We start from the raw sequence: 16,314 nt of genomic DNA, 5'->3' as shown, positions 1-16,314 counted from the left end.
TTTTAGGGAAAGAGAAAAACGATTTAGGTGTATGCCGTGAGCGGTCTATCTTCGATAAACAGGAAATCTCTGCCATGTTTAAGCTGCGAACCGCTCGAATCAGTAAATAACCATTTCACATTTTGTGACCAACTGCAGCGACAGCCTAAACGGTGCATAATTTCAACTGAACCACAGTCATTACAGACCGTAATTGGAGTAATACTGCCAGCCATCATGTTACGGGCCTTGCGTTCGTCCTCTTTGGTGATTTCAGGGAAAGACATACCCGACTGCTTTTCTTTAAGCAGCGCATCCAAACCGTTCGTATTCATTCAATCTTCGCCTTTTCGCCGCCATAAGAGCCGCCGCCTTTCACGATCACTTCACCGGAAGAGGTAATGTGCTCGACAACCGCTTTTGCGATGGCTTCTGCGAGTTCATCCATCTTGCCGTGCTGGTTAGCCAAAAACCCAAATCCTTCAAGGTTGGATTTAATCATGCCTTTGAGAGTGCTGTCACTGAGCGCCATTATTTACCCGCTGTCACTTGTGTTGAGAAATCAGAATGAGGCTTACCGGTAAAAGAGCAAAGGTGATCACCGGTGACAACGCCTTTGCCTTTATTGAGGTGAATGCTTTTCGCATCAATATGCGCCGAGCCGGATACATTGATTCGCCAGTATCCCCCAACCTTTTCTGTCAGGTTGCCGCCTGCTTCATTGTTGATGTTTCCACCGGCATGATTTTCCATATCACCCGTGGTTGAATGGTGGCTGTCGCCTTCAACGTGCAAAATGGAGTGTCCACGCGCATCAAACTCAAAGGCGGTCCCTGTTGGCATGTGGGTTACTCGATACACACTGTCCTTTTCCACCTCGAACATCATGCCGTGAAGAATATACACCTTGCTTTCGTGGTAGCCCTGCGGCGATGGCTTGGGTTCTTTGTGGCTACGTTTGTGCTGGTATCGTCCTTCACCTTCAAATGCTTCAGGGGGCAGGTTCGGAATACCATCAGGGTTATGATGCACTGAGCCGGTGATCCGTGGGCGTCGTGTATCTTTGCGCCCATGGGTGTAATAAGGAAAATCCACCCACACCAGATCGCCCGTCTGAACCGGTGTAAAGTCACCCTGTCCGACTCGGGCGCCGACTGGCAGCTTATACGTTGCCCATGGCAGCTTGTCATCCGGCACATCGTCAAACACACCAAACACGCGCACTTGCACGCGCATTTGTTTCTCTGGGTCCTGCACGCTGACCACCACAGCTTCTAGCTCTGGCCGTTGGAGCAGGAGATCGGCTGGATTATCCATTGAATACCCTTTAAATACTTAGTTAGTGTTTATCCAGTATCCCTTTGATACGGTTGTAATACTTTTTACCCTTGTAGCTATGCGCCACCAGACCAATAACCACCAGCGTTGGCAGGCTTTCATCTATTGGCCTTTCTAAATCTGAACGGTTCCAGATAATCTCGATCGCATCCCCTGCCCTGAGACCACCATTACCAAACATGTAGGCGTCCAGAACCGGAATGGGGATCTTGCTGAGGTTGTCCAACACAAACCGGCTGGTTATGCCTGAATGCTCGATGGGCGCTGCCGAGTGTTTACCGGAATAGACCATGCCTTTTTTGTCATCCCACCCCACAAACCGGCGCTGGGTGAGATCTTCAATCAGTGAGCTGTCATTGGGCGTTGTGTATTGTGATATTTGGTATTGCTGGCGCGTGTCGTTGTAGTGATACAAGTAAGTCGGCGCTCGTTCCTGCAGCTCTTTGAGCGTGCGAAATACCAGCGTGCCGCGACGGATAAACACCAATGCGCCCAGCTCTTTTGCCATCTGCCTAATCAGGCGTGATGGACGCTGCGCCGGCAGCAAATGAAAGTCCAACCGGATAGGGAACGTACCGACATCGAGCGGCATGTCTGGGGCCAGTTGGCGCAACACCTTACTGACTGGCTCTTTGACGAAGCAACGGGCACTGGGCGACGGCTGCTTTAGGTCATGGAGCGACTTTAAAAGCAGGTTAAACGTGATGGCGCCGCCCTCGCTGACCGGCATCGTCATGACTATCCATTGCGTTTCCCAGTTGAGTGCATCCTGATTGACAGGATCGGACAACACCACGGTAAACACCGCTTTTTCCTTAATCGCCAAATCATCACGCAGGTACTGCTCTTTATCGTCGTATTCGATAATGAGTTTTGGCCCGTCTAACGTGGTGGTTTCAACGAACGTCGCTTCAAGCAAAAAAGACAGGTCCAGTTCTTCACGTTGATCGCCGTGATAGACGATGGACTGGACCAGCTGGTGCTCATGACGACTCACGAGAACACCTCTTCAAGCGGTCTGAACTCAATCTTCCAACGGATCGGACTGATATGGCCTACACCTTTCCCATACAAGATAGGCGCATTAACCTTGTGCTCAACATCCACTGCATACAGACGACCATCCGCGTAGTTGTGGCTTAAATTGTTCGCCTCAATCGTCTGAGAGTCTTCTATTGTGATCGGTAAGTCGATATCTTCGCCAAACAGTGAGTACGTCACGTTGAAGCGATGGCCACCAGCGCGGCGACGGGCTATGTGCATGTGCCACGCCAGCACCAAACGCTCTACAGACGCCTTATCATTGGCCATAAACACGATGCGGTAGGTCAGCTCAAGATAGCTGATACTGATATTGGTCTTTTTGAGCAGGGCGTCATCCCAACCGGTAACGCTCTCTACGAACTGCGCATATTCAGCGGACGCACTGCGGAATCCGATTGGGCGATAATAGTTAATGAGCGGCAGGCGTGCTGCATTAAATTTACGCTCGCCATCACTACCCGTCTGCTTTTGAAACTGACGGATAGCCTGAATAAAGGCTTTAGGTGAGTCATAATCACCACGGAATACCTGTTGCTTAGTATCACGCTGAAGGAAGGCTTTCACATGATGCGGACAGCTTTCCGGATCCAGCTCTGCCAATGCATCTACGATGTGACCACCAAAGGCCACGTCGACGGGGTAAAAATCGGTAATGTCGTTCTTTTCAGTAATCTCGGTCATGGTACTACCCAATAAAAAAGGGATAGCACAACGCTACCCCTTTTCGATTTCGAGATCCCTTACAGGGAAATGTTAGGCTTCCGCCGGCATATCAGGCCACACAATATCATCAGGGTGGCTATAGTTTTGCGGAATGTCGCGTAATGATTGACGGTAATTAGCAAATTCAGTCTTTTTACTCTCTGTTAGAGGCACGTCAGGAACTTGCGTCCAATCTGTTTTTGCGATCAATTCATCCCGTTTTTGGCGGACCATTCCCCAGTAATTCTCTAAAAAAACCTGGTACTCTTCTGATTCTTTAGAGCCATAGTATTCTGCTTTAATCATATGTTACCTCACAGACCATCATCGTATGGAAGAGACGCTATTGGCGCGTAATGGTTATATACAGAGCCGTCCTTGGTATTGACATAGCGACCAAAGTTTTCATCACGGATGCTGCCTGAGTCACCAGACACCCCATACCCCCTAAAGGATAAAAGACCGTCTAAAATCACAGTTCCGCCACCTGACATGTTGGAAGTGAGCACTCGATATTCAATGCCATCAACCGTCATTGTTTCGAGGGCTACATTTAAGCCAGATTCAATAAATGAATAATATGAGCTGTATTGACGCAGAGCACGCAACTCACCCTTTTGGAAAGATTCATAGCCGTATCGAGTTAGAATGACATCACCCTGAAGGCCAATTGAGCCTATCCGCTTGTCATCATTCCCCTCTCCAATTCGCCAAAGCAAAATGCCATTGTATTGCCCTTCTTTATATGACTCCAATGCAGGGTCAACATAGACTGGAGGACAGACATACATAATGTCATGAGAGCCATAAAACTTACCACTCCCTTTTATCAGAGACTGGAACTTGCTATCCGCATTTTTAATGAAATCATCAAACGTCTTCTGAGCGGCCGCTACAGACTGATCGATTTCCCCTACTTTGCCCTCTACTGTTTCAGTTAAACGGCGGTTACTTTCGACTACCGCCTGAAATATTGGGTCACTCATGGCAACCTCCCATAGTTTGTTTATGCATTGGTATTCCCACTTAAACGATCTGCAACATCGTTGTTTTGTTTAGTGATGGCTTGTAATGTCGCCATCAGATCCTGCTTAAACTGCTCAAATTCCAGCTTGGAGACCATGCCGGTTTGAGCTTCCTGTTTGGCATTAGCAACCTGCTCTTCGGTTGCCAGCTCGCCATAACGCTTAGGGGGCGTTGCCATGCTTAGCCCTGCGTTGAGGTCAACGTGACACGCACAGAAACGGGCGTCACGCTGGCATCATGCGGTTGAGGGCGGAAATGCACCCCTTTGGACTTCAACTCAATGGTGAAGCCCACCGCGAGTTTTTGTGTGATGTACGCCTCCACCAGCGGATTGCCTTCTACCGTGGCCGTAGCCATGTAGTCAGTCGCCAGTGCATAGCTCCCCATCCCTTCCTGCACGGTCAAAAAGTCATAGGTGCCGGCTGTGCTGGAAATGGTGATGTTTTTCTCTTTGAGTTTGCGCATGGAGTTCACCAGATTGACGGTTTCCTGCATCTGCTGCAGCACGTCCGTATCGGTCTGGTTCAACTGCTCCAATGCGGCATTGATGGTTGCCACCTTGGCAGCAATATCTGAGTCGGTCGCATAGGTCGCATCAAGGGCCGCGATCTTGTCTTGGCTGTTCTTGATGGCACCGGATAGCGTGGTGAGGTTAGACATCACCGTGGAGAGACGCTGGTTAATGGCCGTTGCCATGTCAGCGTTCTGCTGCTCGTTCTCCGTGCGAATGGTTGCCAGCTCAGCATTGATGGAATCGCGCAATGCGGCCATCTTGCTGTTGATTTCAGCGATCTGCAGGCTGTGCTCGGTCCCCAACTGGCCCAGAATGAGCGAGACTGAGTTTGCAAACGAGGTCAGCTTAGCGTTCACGTCATCCCGTAACGTCTTCGCGGTACGGTTCAGAGACTCGTCGTTAACCTCATCAGCGGTTGAAACTGGTGTAAAATCGACAGAGGCCGGCGCCGTCACTGACGGGACCGACACTTTGTTTTGAACTGGCTGGGTCGTGATATCGCTCGGGGATGGCGCGGTAACGGTCGTATCATCCACACCCGTTACCGGTGTAAGCGTGATATCGACTGGCGCGTTAGGATCGGTACTCATTGTTCATCCCCTTTGAATACATCAAAAATATCGGCAATGGCGCCCACTTTCTCTTGAAGGTCCGTTGCCTGCTTGTTCAGGTTCTCTTCGTTGACTTCATCCTGCTCGCTCACCGTTGGTACCGGCTGGCGTAGGGCTTCAATCTGCTCTTTGCTAGCAGCTTGTGCCAGCTTGTTCACTACACCCGTCAAACTTGGCTCTGGGTGCGGATTTGGTAAGAACTCAATCGGCTCGCCGGCTTCTGGTTCAAATTTGTCTGGCAGGAAGTCACTGCCAACATCAAACGGCATCAAGTGGTACTTAAAACCGCCAGATCCATTCTTACCGATAGGCTCAGCTTTCACGATGTAGAGCAGGCGAACCTGTATTTCTTCATCAGCGATTTGCTCTTCAATCCAGATAACGCTTTGCTCGGGCACGTTTGGCTCTTTGATGAGCATCTGAAAGACCTCTTCGCCTTCATCGGTACCGTCACCAAACGCCAGCATTTGGATAGAATCACCATCATTGAGCAATTCTATGGCCCGTGTAATAGTCGGGCTACTATAAGAAAATGTTTCCTCCCGAGCCTCTAAGTTACCGACCACATCACTGTCATCAATGTGTTCTAAGGCGTTCAGCTGAGCTTTAAAGAGCAGGCAGTCAAACGCATTGGGGTTAATGTCTAATGTCTTCTGCAGATCGGCGTAGATAGGTTCAAACACACGTCTGCGGTCTATGGGGGTTATTCTGCTCATTACAGGTCCTTAGCGAGTTTCTGGGCGTCAGCCAGTGGGACTTTGTTCATTTTGGCGAAGACTTTCACCGCGCTGTCACGGTCTGCGCCGTACATCTTGGCCCTGTCCAGCTCAGACCTGAGCATTGCCTTCAATTGGTCACGGTTTGCGCCCTGAGCTTGCTTCTGGCGCTGCTCAACGGCTTTCTTCGCTCTCGTTTTGCTGGTGGACACCTTGGATTGCTGCTTACCAAGTTGTTTACGCAGCTCTGCGACCTCTTTTTCCAGCTTCTTGATGTACTTCGGATCTTTGACCTGACGCTTAAAGACGCGCTTGGCCTGCTTCATTTTGTTGATCACCTGCATAGCAGCGGCTTTGTCCACATCACGAGGACGGGCACGCTCTAACTGCTCGCGGTCTTCTTTGGTCAGGAACGAATCGGTGTTATCACCGGCAAAGCCTTCTTTCTCGGCCTGCGCTTCAAGCTGCTTGGCGAGCTGGGCCTGTACCGTAGGCGATTTCAACGCCCCCAGCGCTTTGAGCTGGTGTTTGCAGCAACAACCGGTCAGTTTGGGGTTTCGGACCTTCGGAAAGTCTTTCTCATAGGGCGCTATGGCAAAGTTTCCGGCTGTGGCGACATAGCGATACCAAAACTGATAACGGCCACACTGACAGTCAATGGAGACATTGCCCAAACAGATACGCTTTACGGCAGCTGCCCAACTACGCTGCGTCTGAGTTAACTCTTCCATCCAGTTCTCAAGACGGATCCGGACCTGATAGCTCCCCTCGCCATGTTTGCCCGAGGCTGTGACATTGAAGTGCAGCAAATCACCACGGACCTTATAGAGCCGTGCGACTTGGATCTCTGTATTGGCGCGTTGTACGTCTATCTTGCGAGAGGCAACAATCAGCTGATCCAGCGGGGCGCCACGAGTCCGGCCCCACTTCTTCGAGGTCGACTTACGCGCCTTGTCAAAGGCTCGCATGTCGTCAATAGTGAAGGGATCGCCGCCTTTCTTGGAACCCAGCAACACCGAGTGATACAACGGCAGCTCACCGGTGCGGATTGCTTCACGGATCGCTGCCGGTGACAGCGTTCTGCGTGCATACTGGCGCTCGGCCTTCTGGTTACGGCGACGTTCGTTAAACTCTTTGTCCTGATTGCGGACGTTTTTGGTCATTTCAGGCTGCTTCATACGCCCTCCTGCTCAAACTGGCAGTAATAGCGAATGCGCGTTCTCACCCACTTAATTGTCGGCAGACGGATCAGGCTACCGGCAGCGAGGTATTCACGCATATCATCAAGGCCGGCACACACCGAAACGATTTTCTTGAGGCTATCCGTCCCGTAGTAACGCAAGGAAATAAGCTCGGGCATCCGGATCTCATCTATCGAGACCTCCCACTCTTCCCACTCAAACAAACCGTCGCGCAGCTCACGGTAAAAACGAGCACGGATCAGCTCATCTTGGATATTCAGCGGACTTAGGCGTGATAACTGGGTCATGCATCCCCCATATCGCGCTCAATGGTGATGCGGCGCAGCGTTGTAAAGGCGGGATCTTCGTCTTCGACGTTGATGGCATCCAAGAACGTATCAACATAGTGTTGGTTAACTTGGTTGAACTCACACGCAGTCAGCACGCACAACAGAATGGCACGTTGATAACCGGTAAATTTGGAGTGGTCGATGTCATAGCGGTAACGGCCACGGTCATCCGGCACGATGTTAACGCTATTGTCACGGATCCAGTGGCGCTCCAAGCCCTTGTTCAACACAATGCAACCTTGCTGGTTGCCATCGGCAGTACCACCAAGACGAAGCAGGTTAAAATAGTGGTCAAAGGCGATGTTCATGTAACCGCGCTTTTCGGTCGGGTCCGCTTCTTCCAGTAGCACTTTGTGGGCGTACTCGCTGAAATCATCCCCGCGCTCTTCGACGACCATGTGATAACCTTCGTCGTGCTTTTTCTTCAGGTCACGTTTGAGCTTTCGCTTCCATGTGCCAAACGCACCGGAAATCTTTTCGAGCTTGGCGATCACCAACAGGTCATTATCAAACACGGCGGTCGCTTGGACCTGCTCTCTTCCCAGTAGCGTGACACAAAATATCTTCTTCTGTGTGCTCATGGCTTTGTCTCATCATAGAAATGAGGTCATGATGAACGCTGGCGCACGTTGTCGCAGCAACAGGGAAATATTGCGAAATTCTATTGCTTTGTTTTGGCTATTTGCTCATTGTGACAATTAGAGACATATAAGCCACTGAATAGACTTGATTTGATGGGCTTCGCTAATTGCTTTAAGTGAGTTGTGTCAATTACAGCGCGCGGCGCAAGCAACTTCCGGCCACTGGTGTCACACCTTAATTGTAATGCGACAAATGATTGCATTGTGCGCCATTGTGTCTATAATGAAATCACCGCTATATAGGAGATTGAACAATGGCAACAAGCGTCCGATTAAATGATGACTTTGTTTCCGAAGCCAAGGCTTACGGGACCGCAGAGAATCGCTCTGTGCCTATGCAGATAGAGTACTGGGCCAAGATTGGCAAAATCATGATGGAGAATCCAGACCTCTCTTATGAGTTTGTCCGTGAATCATTATTAGCTACTGAAGAGGTTAAACAGGGGTTGGTGAAGCCATATGAGCGAAGAACAAAGAGAAATTGAGGTCTTTGAAGCTAGACGCTTCACCAAAGCCCTAAGCAAGCTGCCAACAAAGCAGCTCAGCACCGTTGAAGATGAGATCGAAAAAATCATTGCCAATCCGGAAATAGGTCAGCAAAAGAAAGGCGATTTGTCACATTTGCGGGTACATAAATTCAAGGTGAACAAGCAAGAACTGCTACTCGGTTACTCTTGGGTTGATAATGAGTTAAGGCTTTACCTGTTAAGCCTTGGTTCGCATGAGAACTTTTATACCGACCTGAAAAACCAACGGAAAAACGACCTCAAGCTGATCAACTGAACCGGCGGGGAATCGCCCGAAAGGCACTCCCCGCAGATCGTCAAAAAAGCCGAAGCGTACCATCCTGACTAAGCTTCACTTCCATGCCTTCGATTTTCTTTACCTCCGACATCCAGAAAAGCTGCTGTTCCATTTGCGGCAGATCACCGACCAAAGACATCAGCATAGCCATAGGCATGTACACGAGCTGCGCTGGGCGCCCATATTCACGCTCGAAACGCTCATGGTTGTCTTTCAGGAGGGTGAGATAGGGGTTATTATTCTTTGCCAGCTCACAGGCTAACGGGCTGACTTTGTGATGCACGCTGCCAATCGTGCCAACATTGGCATGATCCGCTTGTTTCATTGCTTCGGCCAGCTGGTGGCCCAGCTGTTCTAACTTGTCCATGGTCCGTTCCTTCTACTCGATAAAACGGACTTAGGGTGGCATTGCGCTCACCCTGTCGCCACAACAAAAGGTTATTGGTCCCAGTTGTTCGGAAATGCCGAACAACTCAGGTAAGCCATAGACCGCGAAGCCTCCGGAAATTCCGGATAGTTCAACTAAAGCTCCATTTTCTTCTTATCAGACGGGTAGCACCCATGAGCTTTGAAGTATTCCTGCTTCTTCAGAAGCATTACCCCGTAACACTCACGACACATAGACTCTGTTGACTCTCTGCCATCAATAACTTGTTCAATGAACTTCTTTGTTCTCTTGCAGTACCGACCACAAACGCACCGGCATTGCCAAACACTTTTCCCTAAAAATCCAATCACCGTCAACCGGCCAACTTTGGAACCAGTCAGATCAATAAAGTCAGTATTATCAGGGATCGGTTTGTGTGGCCGTGGCGCTTCCCAAAACTCGCTATCAACCAACTTGTCTCGGTTCTTAATTTGAAATGTTGAGTGCGAAGGCGCCTTTTGGACCACTAAAGCAGCCTGACGGTCTATTGGCCTAAGTTTCAATGTGCTTTTCAGAGTCATATAACCTTCCCCGTCTTACCCTTGCCTCAACGACTCAAGTAGCGCATTTTGCTCGCCTGTCAGCTTACCTTCCATTTGAGAGCCTGTTTTTAACGCTAATTCGACCAATGCGGTCTCTTGATCACGCTGGTCCATCATTACAATGCCAACCAGTTCATTTACGATTGTATTATTCAACGTCTGAGACGGGTCATTCAATGCATCCATGACTTGGCTGATTTTATCCTGAGCCTCTTCAGTACTAAAACCAGCATTAGTCGACTTCTCAAGCAACAGCTTCTCTATGCTTGCCTTTGCTGCACTATCTAGCATAAATGCCCCTTTAATTCTCAACAGAATCAAGCACCATAGGCTTGCGCTTGCCGCCTTCAAAATAAGCCACCATGGCATCACCAGATTCAAATTCCAGCGTGATCAGCTCAGGCGTTAAGTCACGATCGTCAATCACCAACACATACCCTTCACCGGCCTTGTTGATGATGTAGTCGACGACAATGCCGTCACGCTCTTCGACTTCCAGCTCAAGCGGGTCAAACTCATTTTCAATTGTGGGCAGCTTCTCTTTCAGCACCCCAAACACGTTGGACAATTGCACTATGCTGTCACTCATCTTTATCTCTCTCTAGGAAAACTTAACAGGTTATAGCCACGACTTTTCAGGAAGTAGGCAATGGGTTTGTAGGCCGGCTCATAGAAAAACGGATCGCCGCCAGTCTCGCACCAAGCGCCAAACATAACGTCTGGGTGCTCAAGTCCTTTTGATTCAATCGTGCGCTCACCTTCAAACAAGAAATGAGCCTTGCGGGTCACATCCCTTTGCACACGGATCGCTTTAAACTCATCACGTTCGGATATTTCACGCTGAAGCGCTTGCGCCTCATCTTCAGTCATTGATTGGGGCACCAGAACAGTGCCAAAAATAGTGATACTCATAACTCTCCTGTCATACAGATGCTCGGTAGATTTCTAGATCAGCACGGAACACTTTGTCCATCCCAAGTAAATAGAAATCCTTTTCGCCTCTATCGCTCGTTATTTTATGGCACGGCTCAAGGGGAGAGTTGGCTTCTAATACGCCATTTCTTATTTTCACGCCAAATCGACAGCTGGTTAGCTCGGAAAACACGCAATTTTTACATGTGCGCTTCTGACTAAAACTAGACACGGCCCACCCTCACTTTAAAGCTTTTTTGTCCAGACCTCGTAATAGGTCCACCCTTCATAGTCTTTTTTAGGCAACGTCACACCATGATAAAAACCACCGTCTGACTCACTCAGAGCGTTTAAATACCGCATAGCCAACTCGCGAGGCGTCGCTTCGTGATTGAATGGCTCAATAACCCTCGTCCTCTCAAATCCACAGAGTTCAAGATGGCGGCGCCTGTCTGGCCTGCGCTGCCCCTGATTAAACTTATGAAACGTCTCAACGATGTTAGCCAGCACTCTTCTACTCCTTATCCATAAATGACAAACAGTACTGCTCAAACTGGTAAAGGGCCTCGTCGTCAAAGTGCCCTGAGTCGCGCAGACACATCATTTCTTGGAATAGGTGGCGATTTTTCAGGTCAAGATTGATGTAATCATGCAAATGAGCAATGCGCGGCGTTGGCACTCGGCGGTACCAGTTAGCAAATGCCGTGGTAAAGAACGTTCTTGCACGACCTCCGTCCTCAATTGCTTCACGAATGTCCGACAGAACCTCTTCGAGAGGGCGAGCCTTGGCGATCGGCTTGGGTTCCACAACCAGCGAGCGGACCGACTCTAAAACCTTGTGCTGATCAAGCTTGCTGTAACGAGAAAACTGCACGCGCAGCTGCTCAAGGTATTCATCCAACATCGACTCTTCAAAAGTCACTTTCATAGCTCTAATCCTTGTATCTAATTACGTTAAAGTTAACACCTAAACAGTATCATATAAATGTACACTTGATACTTATAGAGTATCAATTATGTATTAATCTTTTTCCTCTTTCCCCCACTGCATAGGGGCTGAGCGTGTTTTGACACGGCTATGAGCCATTGCACCATCACGCGCCAGTATCGCCCTGCCATATCTCGCCACCATGGTACCGCTAGACCATCGGCCAGACTGTTGGATCTGCAGGGTGTTATAGCCTTTTTTAAGCAGATCTTGAGCAGCGCCAACACGCGCACTGTGTGCCGTGAAAGGCTTCACCCCCTGACGCCCCAAGCCCAAAGTTTCCCACGCAGAATAGAACACACCCTCAACCGTTTTGGTGGTGATTGGCTTGTGCAGGACCTCGCCGGTCTGCTTATCCTTTTTGGGTTTGATGCAGGTGTTGTGCTTGGACACACCCACAAACAAAAAGCCGTCACTGCTCATATCCAGCTTGCCGGCTTCGGTGTAATCCATCAGCAAGCTGACCACATCCTGACTGAGAATGCAGGTATCCGGCTCCCCGCTGTGATTGGTTTTGGTGATGGGGATAGTCAGTATCGCGGTACCGTCTCCGGCCAGCTCCATATCACTCACACGAATATTCGCCAGCTCTGACGCTCGCAGCATCGACTCATAGGCCACGGCCAGCAATGCCAGATTGCGGCGAAGCAGTAACTTGTCACTGCGGTACCAGAGCGAGGTCAGTTTAAGCAGGTGCTGCTCATTGAACGGGGACGCCTGTTTCACGGCTTCGCCCTCTCTCACTTTCTTGCGAGCAATGGCTTTCAGCCGGTCTTCCACGTAGATATCGAGGCAGGGATCCGGACAGCCAGCCACACGGTGAACACGGGAGATCGCCCAGCGATACACCGATAACGTGTTTCGGTGTAACTCTTCTGCTCGCTCAATAAAGAAGGCTTCTACGGTATCCGGTGTCGCCGGCAAAGAATGGCGATGATTCGCCAAACACCAGTCAACAAAACAGGCCCACGCGCTTTCCAGCCGGCGCAGCGTGTTGGGAGAGTAACGCTCTTCCCGCTTTTTGAACTCATTAAGCAGGTGCTCAAATGCAGCCTTGAACTGCTCGTTCTCAGCAACGTTGATGCCTTTTTTCTGGGCCGCTTGGATCGCCGTTTTGACATCATCCGGTCTAACTCCGGAAAAGTCACCGAGCAGGGAGAGTTGGTTTTCTATCATTTTCTTCTACTCATCATTTAAGCCATCATCACCCAGATAGTCAGCAAACTTAGTCTTAAACTCTTCTAATGCTGATTTTTTGCGTGGCTTGGTCTTACTATGAAAAGCCTCATACACATGCTGATCTAGCGCCTCTGAGATTAACGCCTCAAGTGTTTGCGCTGCATTTGATTGCGGGATCAAAAATCCTGTTTGCTTGCAATACTGAAGCACGACCTTTTTGGCCCGTTCGTTAGATGACAACATCTATCCCACCCCTTAAAACTTAATAGCCTTTCTTATGCAACCATATTGATTGAAAGCGGGGAAATTGTCAATTTCCGAGAATTACAGTTCTCAGAAATTGAGAGCTAGACGGGCATTTTCTGACCGCCCATAAAGTGACACGGTAACACTTTAAATATTCATCTTTGCTCGGGTATTTCTTACCGACAATAAAAAACCGCCCGTAGGCGGCTTTTTGCTCAATCGTGGTGATTAGGCGGGGAGAACGTGACAATCCGGAACGGGGCCAGAAGGCAGAGCACCCACCACCGGAATGCGGGTCAAGTGCGTTTTCAGCGTCTCGCGCAGTGCATACCCGACGCCCGTGGTATTGACGATCACCAAATCATAACCGCCCTGTTCGTACTGATCTTGAATCCGGCAAGTGGCATCCAGCACGGTCTCATCGTCTTGAACTTCGGCCAGTAGCGTCCGTTTCGCACGTAATACCGACGCCATATCCCGCACATCAATGGATAAATATCGCTTTTCATTGTTACCCTTCTTAAATAACAAAAAGACTTCACCAGAGGGGATTGGAATATTATTTTTCCCGCGACTTGGGCCAATTAAATTATGCGCAACCAGCGGAACAGAATAAAAGAGCATCAGCAAAACAGAGAGCGTTCCAATAGCCGAGCCGCCTTTTAATGGGTCCCATAATAATTGCCTGAGCGGTTCAGATAACGGCGCGGCAAATAGAATAACGGCCATGACAACGCAATATGCCAGCGTAAACTCTTTGAATAGTTTGGTCGTTGAAATCTGCTCTTTTTTACCGAGCAATCCCACAAACAAATAGACGCCCAGTGTCATGAAAAACCATGACATTAAGCAATACGAAAGGACTTGATAAATACTCATTGTGATTCCCTATACATGACTATGACTTAGCCAATATAGGCGGATTACCCGCCTATCCGTACAACACAACTTTGTTACCAGAAACCCAGCAACTTCGACGCCTCAGACTCCGTGAGATTGAGCTTGTATTTGGGATTCATGAGCGCCCGAACGGCAAAGCTATTGTCCCTGTAATTACCCTTAGCAACCTGGGTTTTGTATGCCTGAACCTCGGACCATTGACGATAAGGACGCACCAACAGGTACAGCAAGGCATGAAGCGCAGGGGCCAAGCCAGTGATCGCGATACTGACGGGCATCATGACCGGATCGCCATTGAAGAAGTACAGCGCAGGCCAGCCAATCAACGACATCAGCAGAAATAGCGCCCACCACTGCCTGACGTGGCACTTTTCATGCTCAAGCAGGCCAATGTCGTGCTCTTTGCCTTTGCGAAGGGTGATCAGGAAAAGACGGGCGTTGCCAGCCTGCCAAGACGGCAGCTTATCCGTGTAACGGGTAATGTAGTATTTCATATCATCCCCCATCACTTGAACGAGTAGCACTGCTCGTGCTCATCGTGTTCTATGGCTCGTCGGCAGTGGTTAGGATCAAACCAGAACAGCGCATTAACCACCTTCTCCATGATAAGGGCCACCTTGCTCCCTTTCATGGCAGCGCGGCCTATACGCCCTGATATGGTGTGGTCCATGTTGCCAAATCCCACCGCATTCACGGTTTGGTCGACCGACTCCCACACGTTGAGAATGTAGGGTCTGATCTTGCGAAATGGCAGTGACAACAAAGAGCCGGCAACCAGCAGAACGCCAAGCGGACTCAGCAGAACAGCGGCACCGGCCAGTAGAATGAAAATGAAGATGAATAGTGCCTTGAGATAGGCAAGGGATGTGTTCATAGATGCTCCTGAAGGTTAGGTGAACAGGCTCATTATTCACCGCCTCCACTGGGCGAGCATCTATACAAAAATGTCAGGTTATCAGCTGTTCTTGGCGTTGCATCCGTAGAAAATGACGTCCTCTTTGGGGTAATCGACAGGGCGCCCCAGCACTTCCCTTGCCTTTCGGTTTATCTCTTCAAACGGATAAACGTCAGTGCCCTTGAACTGGTCCCATTCATCCCAGTCGTGCGGCAGCTTCCGGCAACACCAGTGGTCAACGTTAAAGATGCCATGCAGGCACGTATTGCACGGGTAGTTTGACTCGTTGTTATAGCCATCAAGATCACGGGTTAGCTTCAGCTGACGACCGAGCGGATCATTATCTAATTGAATTTCTACTTCATTGCTCACAGTGCATTTCCTTATTGGTGTTTACTTAATACCGAATGAGTATTTATAGAGTATTTTAACGGTATTAACTGTTTTCTTTCTTTTGTAGTGGCACTTTCTTTCTAAAAGACAACCCAGTGCCAACCAAAGAGCCACTAAACCAAACACCACGACGACCAATATTTAATTTAACAAATCGGTTGCCAATGGTAATTGAAAAGCTCGCCTTAGATATATTCACCCAAAGAAAGGGCAGTACTCTAATTCTTTTTTGATACCTTAAACCTTTCACCGTTCCTCCTAACCAACTCAAGATCAATATGTTGTTTGTTGTTTCTCTTTCCGTCCGCCGCATACTGCCAAAAGGCCATATACAAACCATATGTTACACTATAGAATAAAACGTAACATATGGTCAAACGAGGCGGTTAGTATGGCTAATCAACAACATAAACCAATAGCGCCCCCAGTAACGTGGTTTGGCTCTAAGTCCAGACTGGCAAAGAAAATTGTTGGATATTTCCCTGAACATCAGACCTTTGTCGATGTTTTTGGAGGTTCTGGCGCTGTCCTTCTGGGGAAGCGGCCAGCAAAGGTTGAAGTATACAATGATCTGAATAAGAAAATGGTTTCTCTATTCAGAGTATTGTCATGCCCCAAAAAAACCTCCGAGTTGAAACGCCTACTCGAATACACCCCCTATTCCAGAGATGAGTTCAACGCCTGCCGCGCTCAGGTTGACCAAACAACCAATGAGATTGAACTGGCGAGACAGATGATCGTCATACAGCGCCAATCGCACGGGGGACTCGGCAAGCAATGGTCATACTGTGTAGACGCCCCAGCTGCGGGGTATAGCGCCAGCGTCCGGAAGTTTCACGCAGGCATTGAGAGGTTAAGTGATGTATCTCACCGCATACGAAGAGCGCAAATTGAAAACCTGCCATGGAAACAGGCCATACAGCGCT

29 protein-coding genes are annotated in these 16,314 nt (G+C 49.2%); 3 read left to right on the top strand and 26 right to left on the bottom strand.

The annotated features are described in order from the left end of the window. Window positions 1–23: 23 nt before the first annotated feature. From H735_RS21320 to H735_RS21260, 13 genes are all read right to left on the bottom strand, one after another. The gene (locus H735_RS21320; protein ID WP_020195269.1) at window positions 24–314 is read right to left on the bottom strand and encodes a hypothetical protein; all 291 of its coding nucleotides are present in this window, start codon (window positions 312–314) and stop codon (window positions 24–26) included. Then, window positions 311–511: a hypothetical protein gene (locus H735_RS21315; protein ID WP_020195268.1), complete on the bottom strand. Its 201-nt coding sequence runs from the start codon at window positions 509–511 to the stop codon at window positions 311–313. The genes H735_RS21320 and H735_RS21315 overlap by 4 nt, the downstream gene beginning before the upstream one ends. Beyond that, window positions 511–1,296, bottom strand: a complete 786-nt coding sequence (locus H735_RS21310) for a phage baseplate assembly protein V (RefSeq protein WP_020195267.1) — start codon at window positions 1,294–1,296, stop codon at window positions 511–513. The genes H735_RS21315 and H735_RS21310 overlap by 1 nt, the downstream gene beginning before the upstream one ends. Before the next feature lie 22 nt (window positions 1,297–1,318). After that, window positions 1,319–2,314 carry a hypothetical protein gene (locus H735_RS21305; RefSeq protein ID WP_020195266.1) on the bottom strand — a complete coding sequence of 332 codons (996 nt, stop codon included), beginning with the start codon at window positions 2,312–2,314 and terminating at the stop codon, window positions 1,319–1,321. After that, window positions 2,311–3,042: a hypothetical protein gene (locus tag H735_RS21300; RefSeq protein ID WP_020195265.1), complete on the bottom strand. Its 732-nt coding sequence runs from the start codon at window positions 3,040–3,042 to the stop codon at window positions 2,311–2,313. Before H735_RS21300 ends, H735_RS21305 begins: the two co-directional genes overlap by 4 nt. Window positions 3,043–3,114: 72 nt before the next feature. After that, window positions 3,115–3,369, bottom strand: a complete 255-nt coding sequence (locus H735_RS21295) for a tail fiber assembly protein (protein ID WP_020195264.1) — start codon at window positions 3,367–3,369, stop codon at window positions 3,115–3,117. 8 nt (window positions 3,370–3,377) lie between these two features. Continuing rightward, the gene (locus H735_RS21290; protein ID WP_020195263.1) at window positions 3,378–4,049 is read right to left on the bottom strand and encodes a hypothetical protein; all 672 of its coding nucleotides are present in this window, start codon (window positions 4,047–4,049) and stop codon (window positions 3,378–3,380) included. Window positions 4,050–4,069: 20 nt separating this feature from the next. After that, window positions 4,070–4,267 carry a hypothetical protein gene (locus H735_RS21285; protein ID WP_020195262.1) on the bottom strand — a complete coding sequence of 66 codons (198 nt, stop codon included), beginning with the start codon at window positions 4,265–4,267 and terminating at the stop codon, window positions 4,070–4,072. Between the two features lie 2 nt (window positions 4,268–4,269). Then, entirely contained in the window at window positions 4,270–5,193 is a 924-nt protein-coding gene (locus H735_RS21280; RefSeq protein WP_020195261.1) for a coiled-coil domain-containing protein, read from the bottom strand. Further along, window positions 5,190–5,930: a hypothetical protein gene (locus H735_RS21275; protein WP_042980361.1), complete on the bottom strand. Its 741-nt coding sequence runs from the start codon at window positions 5,928–5,930 to the stop codon at window positions 5,190–5,192. The genes H735_RS21280 and H735_RS21275 overlap by 4 nt, the downstream gene beginning before the upstream one ends. Continuing rightward, window positions 5,930–7,108 (bottom strand): hypothetical protein, encoded by a 1,179-nt coding sequence (locus H735_RS21270; RefSeq protein ID WP_020195259.1) that lies wholly within the window; start codon window positions 7,106–7,108, stop codon window positions 5,930–5,932. The genes H735_RS21275 and H735_RS21270 overlap by 1 nt, the downstream gene beginning before the upstream one ends. Beyond that, window positions 7,105–7,419: a hypothetical protein gene (locus tag H735_RS21265; RefSeq protein ID WP_012219870.1), complete on the bottom strand. Its 315-nt coding sequence runs from the start codon at window positions 7,417–7,419 to the stop codon at window positions 7,105–7,107. Before H735_RS21265 ends, H735_RS21270 begins: the two co-directional genes overlap by 4 nt. Beyond that, the gene (locus H735_RS21260; protein ID WP_020195258.1) at window positions 7,416–8,042 is read right to left on the bottom strand and encodes a hypothetical protein; all 627 of its coding nucleotides are present in this window, start codon (window positions 8,040–8,042) and stop codon (window positions 7,416–7,418) included. Before H735_RS21260 ends, H735_RS21265 begins: the two co-directional genes overlap by 4 nt. A 314-nt stretch (window positions 8,043–8,356) precedes the next feature. Between H735_RS21260 and H735_RS21255 the strand changes: the two genes are divergently transcribed. Both H735_RS21255 and H735_RS21250 read left to right on the top strand, forming a co-directional pair. Further along, window positions 8,357–8,587, top strand: a complete 231-nt coding sequence (locus H735_RS21255; protein ID WP_020195257.1) for a TA system antitoxin ParD family protein — start codon at window positions 8,357–8,359, stop codon at window positions 8,585–8,587. Beyond that, on the top strand, window positions 8,562–8,885 hold the full coding sequence (locus H735_RS21250; RefSeq protein WP_020195256.1) for a type II toxin-antitoxin system RelE/ParE family toxin: 324 nt from the start codon (window positions 8,562–8,564) through the stop codon (window positions 8,883–8,885). Before H735_RS21255 ends, H735_RS21250 begins: the two co-directional genes overlap by 26 nt. Window positions 8,886–8,925: 40 nt before the next feature. Here the strand turns inward: H735_RS21250 and H735_RS21245 are convergent, their stop codons facing one another. The 13 genes from H735_RS21245 to H735_RS30395 all read right to left on the bottom strand — a co-directional run bounded on the left by H735_RS21245 (window position 8,926) and on the right by H735_RS30395 (window position 15,638). Further along, on the bottom strand, window positions 8,926–9,273 hold the full coding sequence (locus tag H735_RS21245; protein ID WP_020195255.1) for a hypothetical protein: 348 nt from the start codon (window positions 9,271–9,273) through the stop codon (window positions 8,926–8,928). A gap of 596 nt (window positions 9,274–9,869) precedes the next feature. Further along, window positions 9,870–10,166, bottom strand: coding sequence for a hypothetical protein (locus H735_RS21235; RefSeq protein WP_020195253.1), 297 nt, complete (start codon window positions 10,164–10,166; stop codon window positions 9,870–9,872). A gap of 10 nt (window positions 10,167–10,176) precedes the next feature. Beyond that, the gene (locus tag H735_RS21230; RefSeq protein WP_020195252.1) at window positions 10,177–10,464 is read right to left on the bottom strand and encodes a hypothetical protein; all 288 of its coding nucleotides are present in this window, start codon (window positions 10,462–10,464) and stop codon (window positions 10,177–10,179) included. A 2-nt stretch (window positions 10,465–10,466) separates the two neighbouring features. Beyond that, window positions 10,467–10,787, bottom strand: a complete 321-nt coding sequence (locus H735_RS21225) for a hypothetical protein (RefSeq protein ID WP_020195251.1) — start codon at window positions 10,785–10,787, stop codon at window positions 10,467–10,469. A gap of 246 nt (window positions 10,788–11,033) precedes the next feature. Next, complete coding sequence (locus H735_RS21220; protein WP_020195250.1) at window positions 11,034–11,297, bottom strand: hypothetical protein; 264 nt, start codon at window positions 11,295–11,297, stop codon at window positions 11,034–11,036. 4 nt (window positions 11,298–11,301) lie between these two features. Continuing rightward, a complete protein-coding gene (locus H735_RS21215) occupies window positions 11,302–11,715 on the bottom strand; it encodes a hypothetical protein (RefSeq protein ID WP_020195249.1) in 414 nt (137 codons plus the stop codon). 93 nt (window positions 11,716–11,808) lie between these two features. Continuing rightward, the gene (locus tag H735_RS21210; protein WP_020195248.1) at window positions 11,809–12,951 is read right to left on the bottom strand and encodes a tyrosine-type recombinase/integrase; all 1,143 of its coding nucleotides are present in this window, start codon (window positions 12,949–12,951) and stop codon (window positions 11,809–11,811) included. Window positions 12,952–12,957: 6 nt separating this feature from the next. After that, window positions 12,958–13,197, bottom strand: a complete 240-nt coding sequence (locus H735_RS21205; protein WP_020195247.1) for a hypothetical protein — start codon at window positions 13,195–13,197, stop codon at window positions 12,958–12,960. Window positions 13,198–13,428: 231 nt separating this feature from the next. Then, window positions 13,429–14,079 carry a hypothetical protein gene (locus H735_RS21200; protein WP_020195246.1) on the bottom strand — a complete coding sequence of 217 codons (651 nt, stop codon included), beginning with the start codon at window positions 14,077–14,079 and terminating at the stop codon, window positions 13,429–13,431. A 74-nt stretch (window positions 14,080–14,153) separates the two neighbouring features. Further along, complete coding sequence (locus H735_RS21195; RefSeq protein ID WP_012219892.1) at window positions 14,154–14,594, bottom strand: hypothetical protein; 441 nt, start codon at window positions 14,592–14,594, stop codon at window positions 14,154–14,156. 11 nt (window positions 14,595–14,605) lie between these two features. Continuing rightward, window positions 14,606–14,974, bottom strand: a complete 369-nt coding sequence (locus H735_RS21190; RefSeq protein ID WP_014980820.1) for a hypothetical protein — start codon at window positions 14,972–14,974, stop codon at window positions 14,606–14,608. An 81-nt stretch (window positions 14,975–15,055) separates the two neighbouring features. Then, window positions 15,056–15,367 carry a hypothetical protein gene (locus H735_RS21185; RefSeq protein WP_012219943.1) on the bottom strand — a complete coding sequence of 104 codons (312 nt, stop codon included), beginning with the start codon at window positions 15,365–15,367 and terminating at the stop codon, window positions 15,056–15,058. A gap of 64 nt (window positions 15,368–15,431) precedes the next feature. After that, the gene (locus H735_RS30395) at window positions 15,432–15,638 is read right to left on the bottom strand and encodes a DUF4236 domain-containing protein (RefSeq protein WP_014980821.1); all 207 of its coding nucleotides are present in this window, start codon (window positions 15,636–15,638) and stop codon (window positions 15,432–15,434) included. A gap of 141 nt (window positions 15,639–15,779) precedes the next feature. Here H735_RS30395 and H735_RS21180 point away from each other — a divergent pair. Next, on the top strand, window positions 15,780–16,314 hold a 535-nt coding region (locus tag H735_RS21180), incomplete at its 3' end, for a DNA adenine methylase (protein ID WP_042980354.1).

Source organism: Vibrio owensii CAIM 1854 = LMG 25443 (assembly GCF_000817815.1).
GTDB classification, from domain to species: domain Bacteria; phylum Pseudomonadota; class Gammaproteobacteria; order Enterobacterales; family Vibrionaceae; genus Vibrio; species Vibrio owensii.
This window is presented reverse-complemented; position numbering and strand designations above follow the sequence as displayed.

Excerpts from the sequence above, each read along its gene's own strand:
- H735_RS21320 (WP_020195269.1), bottom strand. The coding sequence starts at position 314 with ATGAATACGAACGGTTTGGATGCGCTGCTTAAAGAAAAGCAGTCGGGT.
- H735_RS21315 (WP_020195268.1), bottom strand. The coding sequence starts at position 511 with ATGGCGCTCAGTGACAGCACTCTCAAAGGCATGATTAAATCCAACCTT.
- H735_RS21310 (WP_020195267.1), bottom strand. The coding sequence starts at position 1,296 with ATGGATAATCCAGCCGATCTCCTGCTCCAACGGCCAGAGCTAGAAGCT.
- H735_RS21300 (WP_020195265.1), bottom strand. The coding sequence starts at position 3,042 with ATGACCGAGATTACTGAAAAGAACGACATTACCGATTTTTACCCCGTC.
- H735_RS21295 (WP_020195264.1), bottom strand. The coding sequence starts at position 3,369 with ATGATTAAAGCAGAATACTATGGCTCTAAAGAATCAGAAGAGTACCAG.
- H735_RS21290 (WP_020195263.1), bottom strand. The coding sequence starts at position 4,049 with ATGAGTGACCCAATATTTCAGGCGGTAGTCGAAAGTAACCGCCGTTTA.
- H735_RS21285 (WP_020195262.1), bottom strand. The coding sequence starts at position 4,267 with ATGGCAACGCCCCCTAAGCGTTATGGCGAGCTGGCAACCGAAGAGCAG.
- H735_RS21280 (WP_020195261.1), bottom strand. The coding sequence starts at position 5,193 with ATGAGTACCGATCCTAACGCGCCAGTCGATATCACGCTTACACCGGTA.
- H735_RS21275 (WP_042980361.1), bottom strand. The coding sequence starts at position 5,930 with ATGAGCAGAATAACCCCCATAGACCGCAGACGTGTGTTTGAACCTATC.
- H735_RS21270 (WP_020195259.1), bottom strand. The coding sequence starts at position 7,108 with ATGAAGCAGCCTGAAATGACCAAAAACGTCCGCAATCAGGACAAAGAG.
- H735_RS21265 (WP_012219870.1), bottom strand. The coding sequence starts at position 7,419 with ATGACCCAGTTATCACGCCTAAGTCCGCTGAATATCCAAGATGAGCTG.
- H735_RS21260 (WP_020195258.1), bottom strand. The coding sequence starts at position 8,042 with ATGAGCACACAGAAGAAGATATTTTGTGTCACGCTACTGGGAAGAGAG.
- H735_RS21255 (WP_020195257.1), top strand. The coding sequence starts at position 8,357 with ATGGCAACAAGCGTCCGATTAAATGATGACTTTGTTTCCGAAGCCAAG.
- H735_RS21250 (WP_020195256.1), top strand. The coding sequence starts at position 8,562 with ATGAGCGAAGAACAAAGAGAAATTGAGGTCTTTGAAGCTAGACGCTTC.
- H735_RS21245 (WP_020195255.1), bottom strand. The coding sequence starts at position 9,273 with ATGGACAAGTTAGAACAGCTGGGCCACCAGCTGGCCGAAGCAATGAAA.
- H735_RS21235 (WP_020195253.1), bottom strand. The coding sequence starts at position 10,166 with ATGCTAGATAGTGCAGCAAAGGCAAGCATAGAGAAGCTGTTGCTTGAG.
- H735_RS21230 (WP_020195252.1), bottom strand. The coding sequence starts at position 10,464 with ATGAGTGACAGCATAGTGCAATTGTCCAACGTGTTTGGGGTGCTGAAA.
- H735_RS21225 (WP_020195251.1), bottom strand. The coding sequence starts at position 10,787 with ATGAGTATCACTATTTTTGGCACTGTTCTGGTGCCCCAATCAATGACT.
- H735_RS21215 (WP_020195249.1), bottom strand. The coding sequence starts at position 11,715 with ATGAAAGTGACTTTTGAAGAGTCGATGTTGGATGAATACCTTGAGCAG.
- H735_RS21210 (WP_020195248.1), bottom strand. The coding sequence starts at position 12,951 with ATGATAGAAAACCAACTCTCCCTGCTCGGTGACTTTTCCGGAGTTAGA.
- H735_RS21205 (WP_020195247.1), bottom strand. The coding sequence starts at position 13,197 with ATGTTGTCATCTAACGAACGGGCCAAAAAGGTCGTGCTTCAGTATTGC.
- H735_RS21200 (WP_020195246.1), bottom strand. The coding sequence starts at position 14,079 with ATGAGTATTTATCAAGTCCTTTCGTATTGCTTAATGTCATGGTTTTTC.
- H735_RS21195 (WP_012219892.1), bottom strand. The coding sequence starts at position 14,594 with ATGAAATACTACATTACCCGTTACACGGATAAGCTGCCGTCTTGGCAG.
- H735_RS21190 (WP_014980820.1), bottom strand. The coding sequence starts at position 14,974 with ATGAACACATCCCTTGCCTATCTCAAGGCACTATTCATCTTCATTTTC.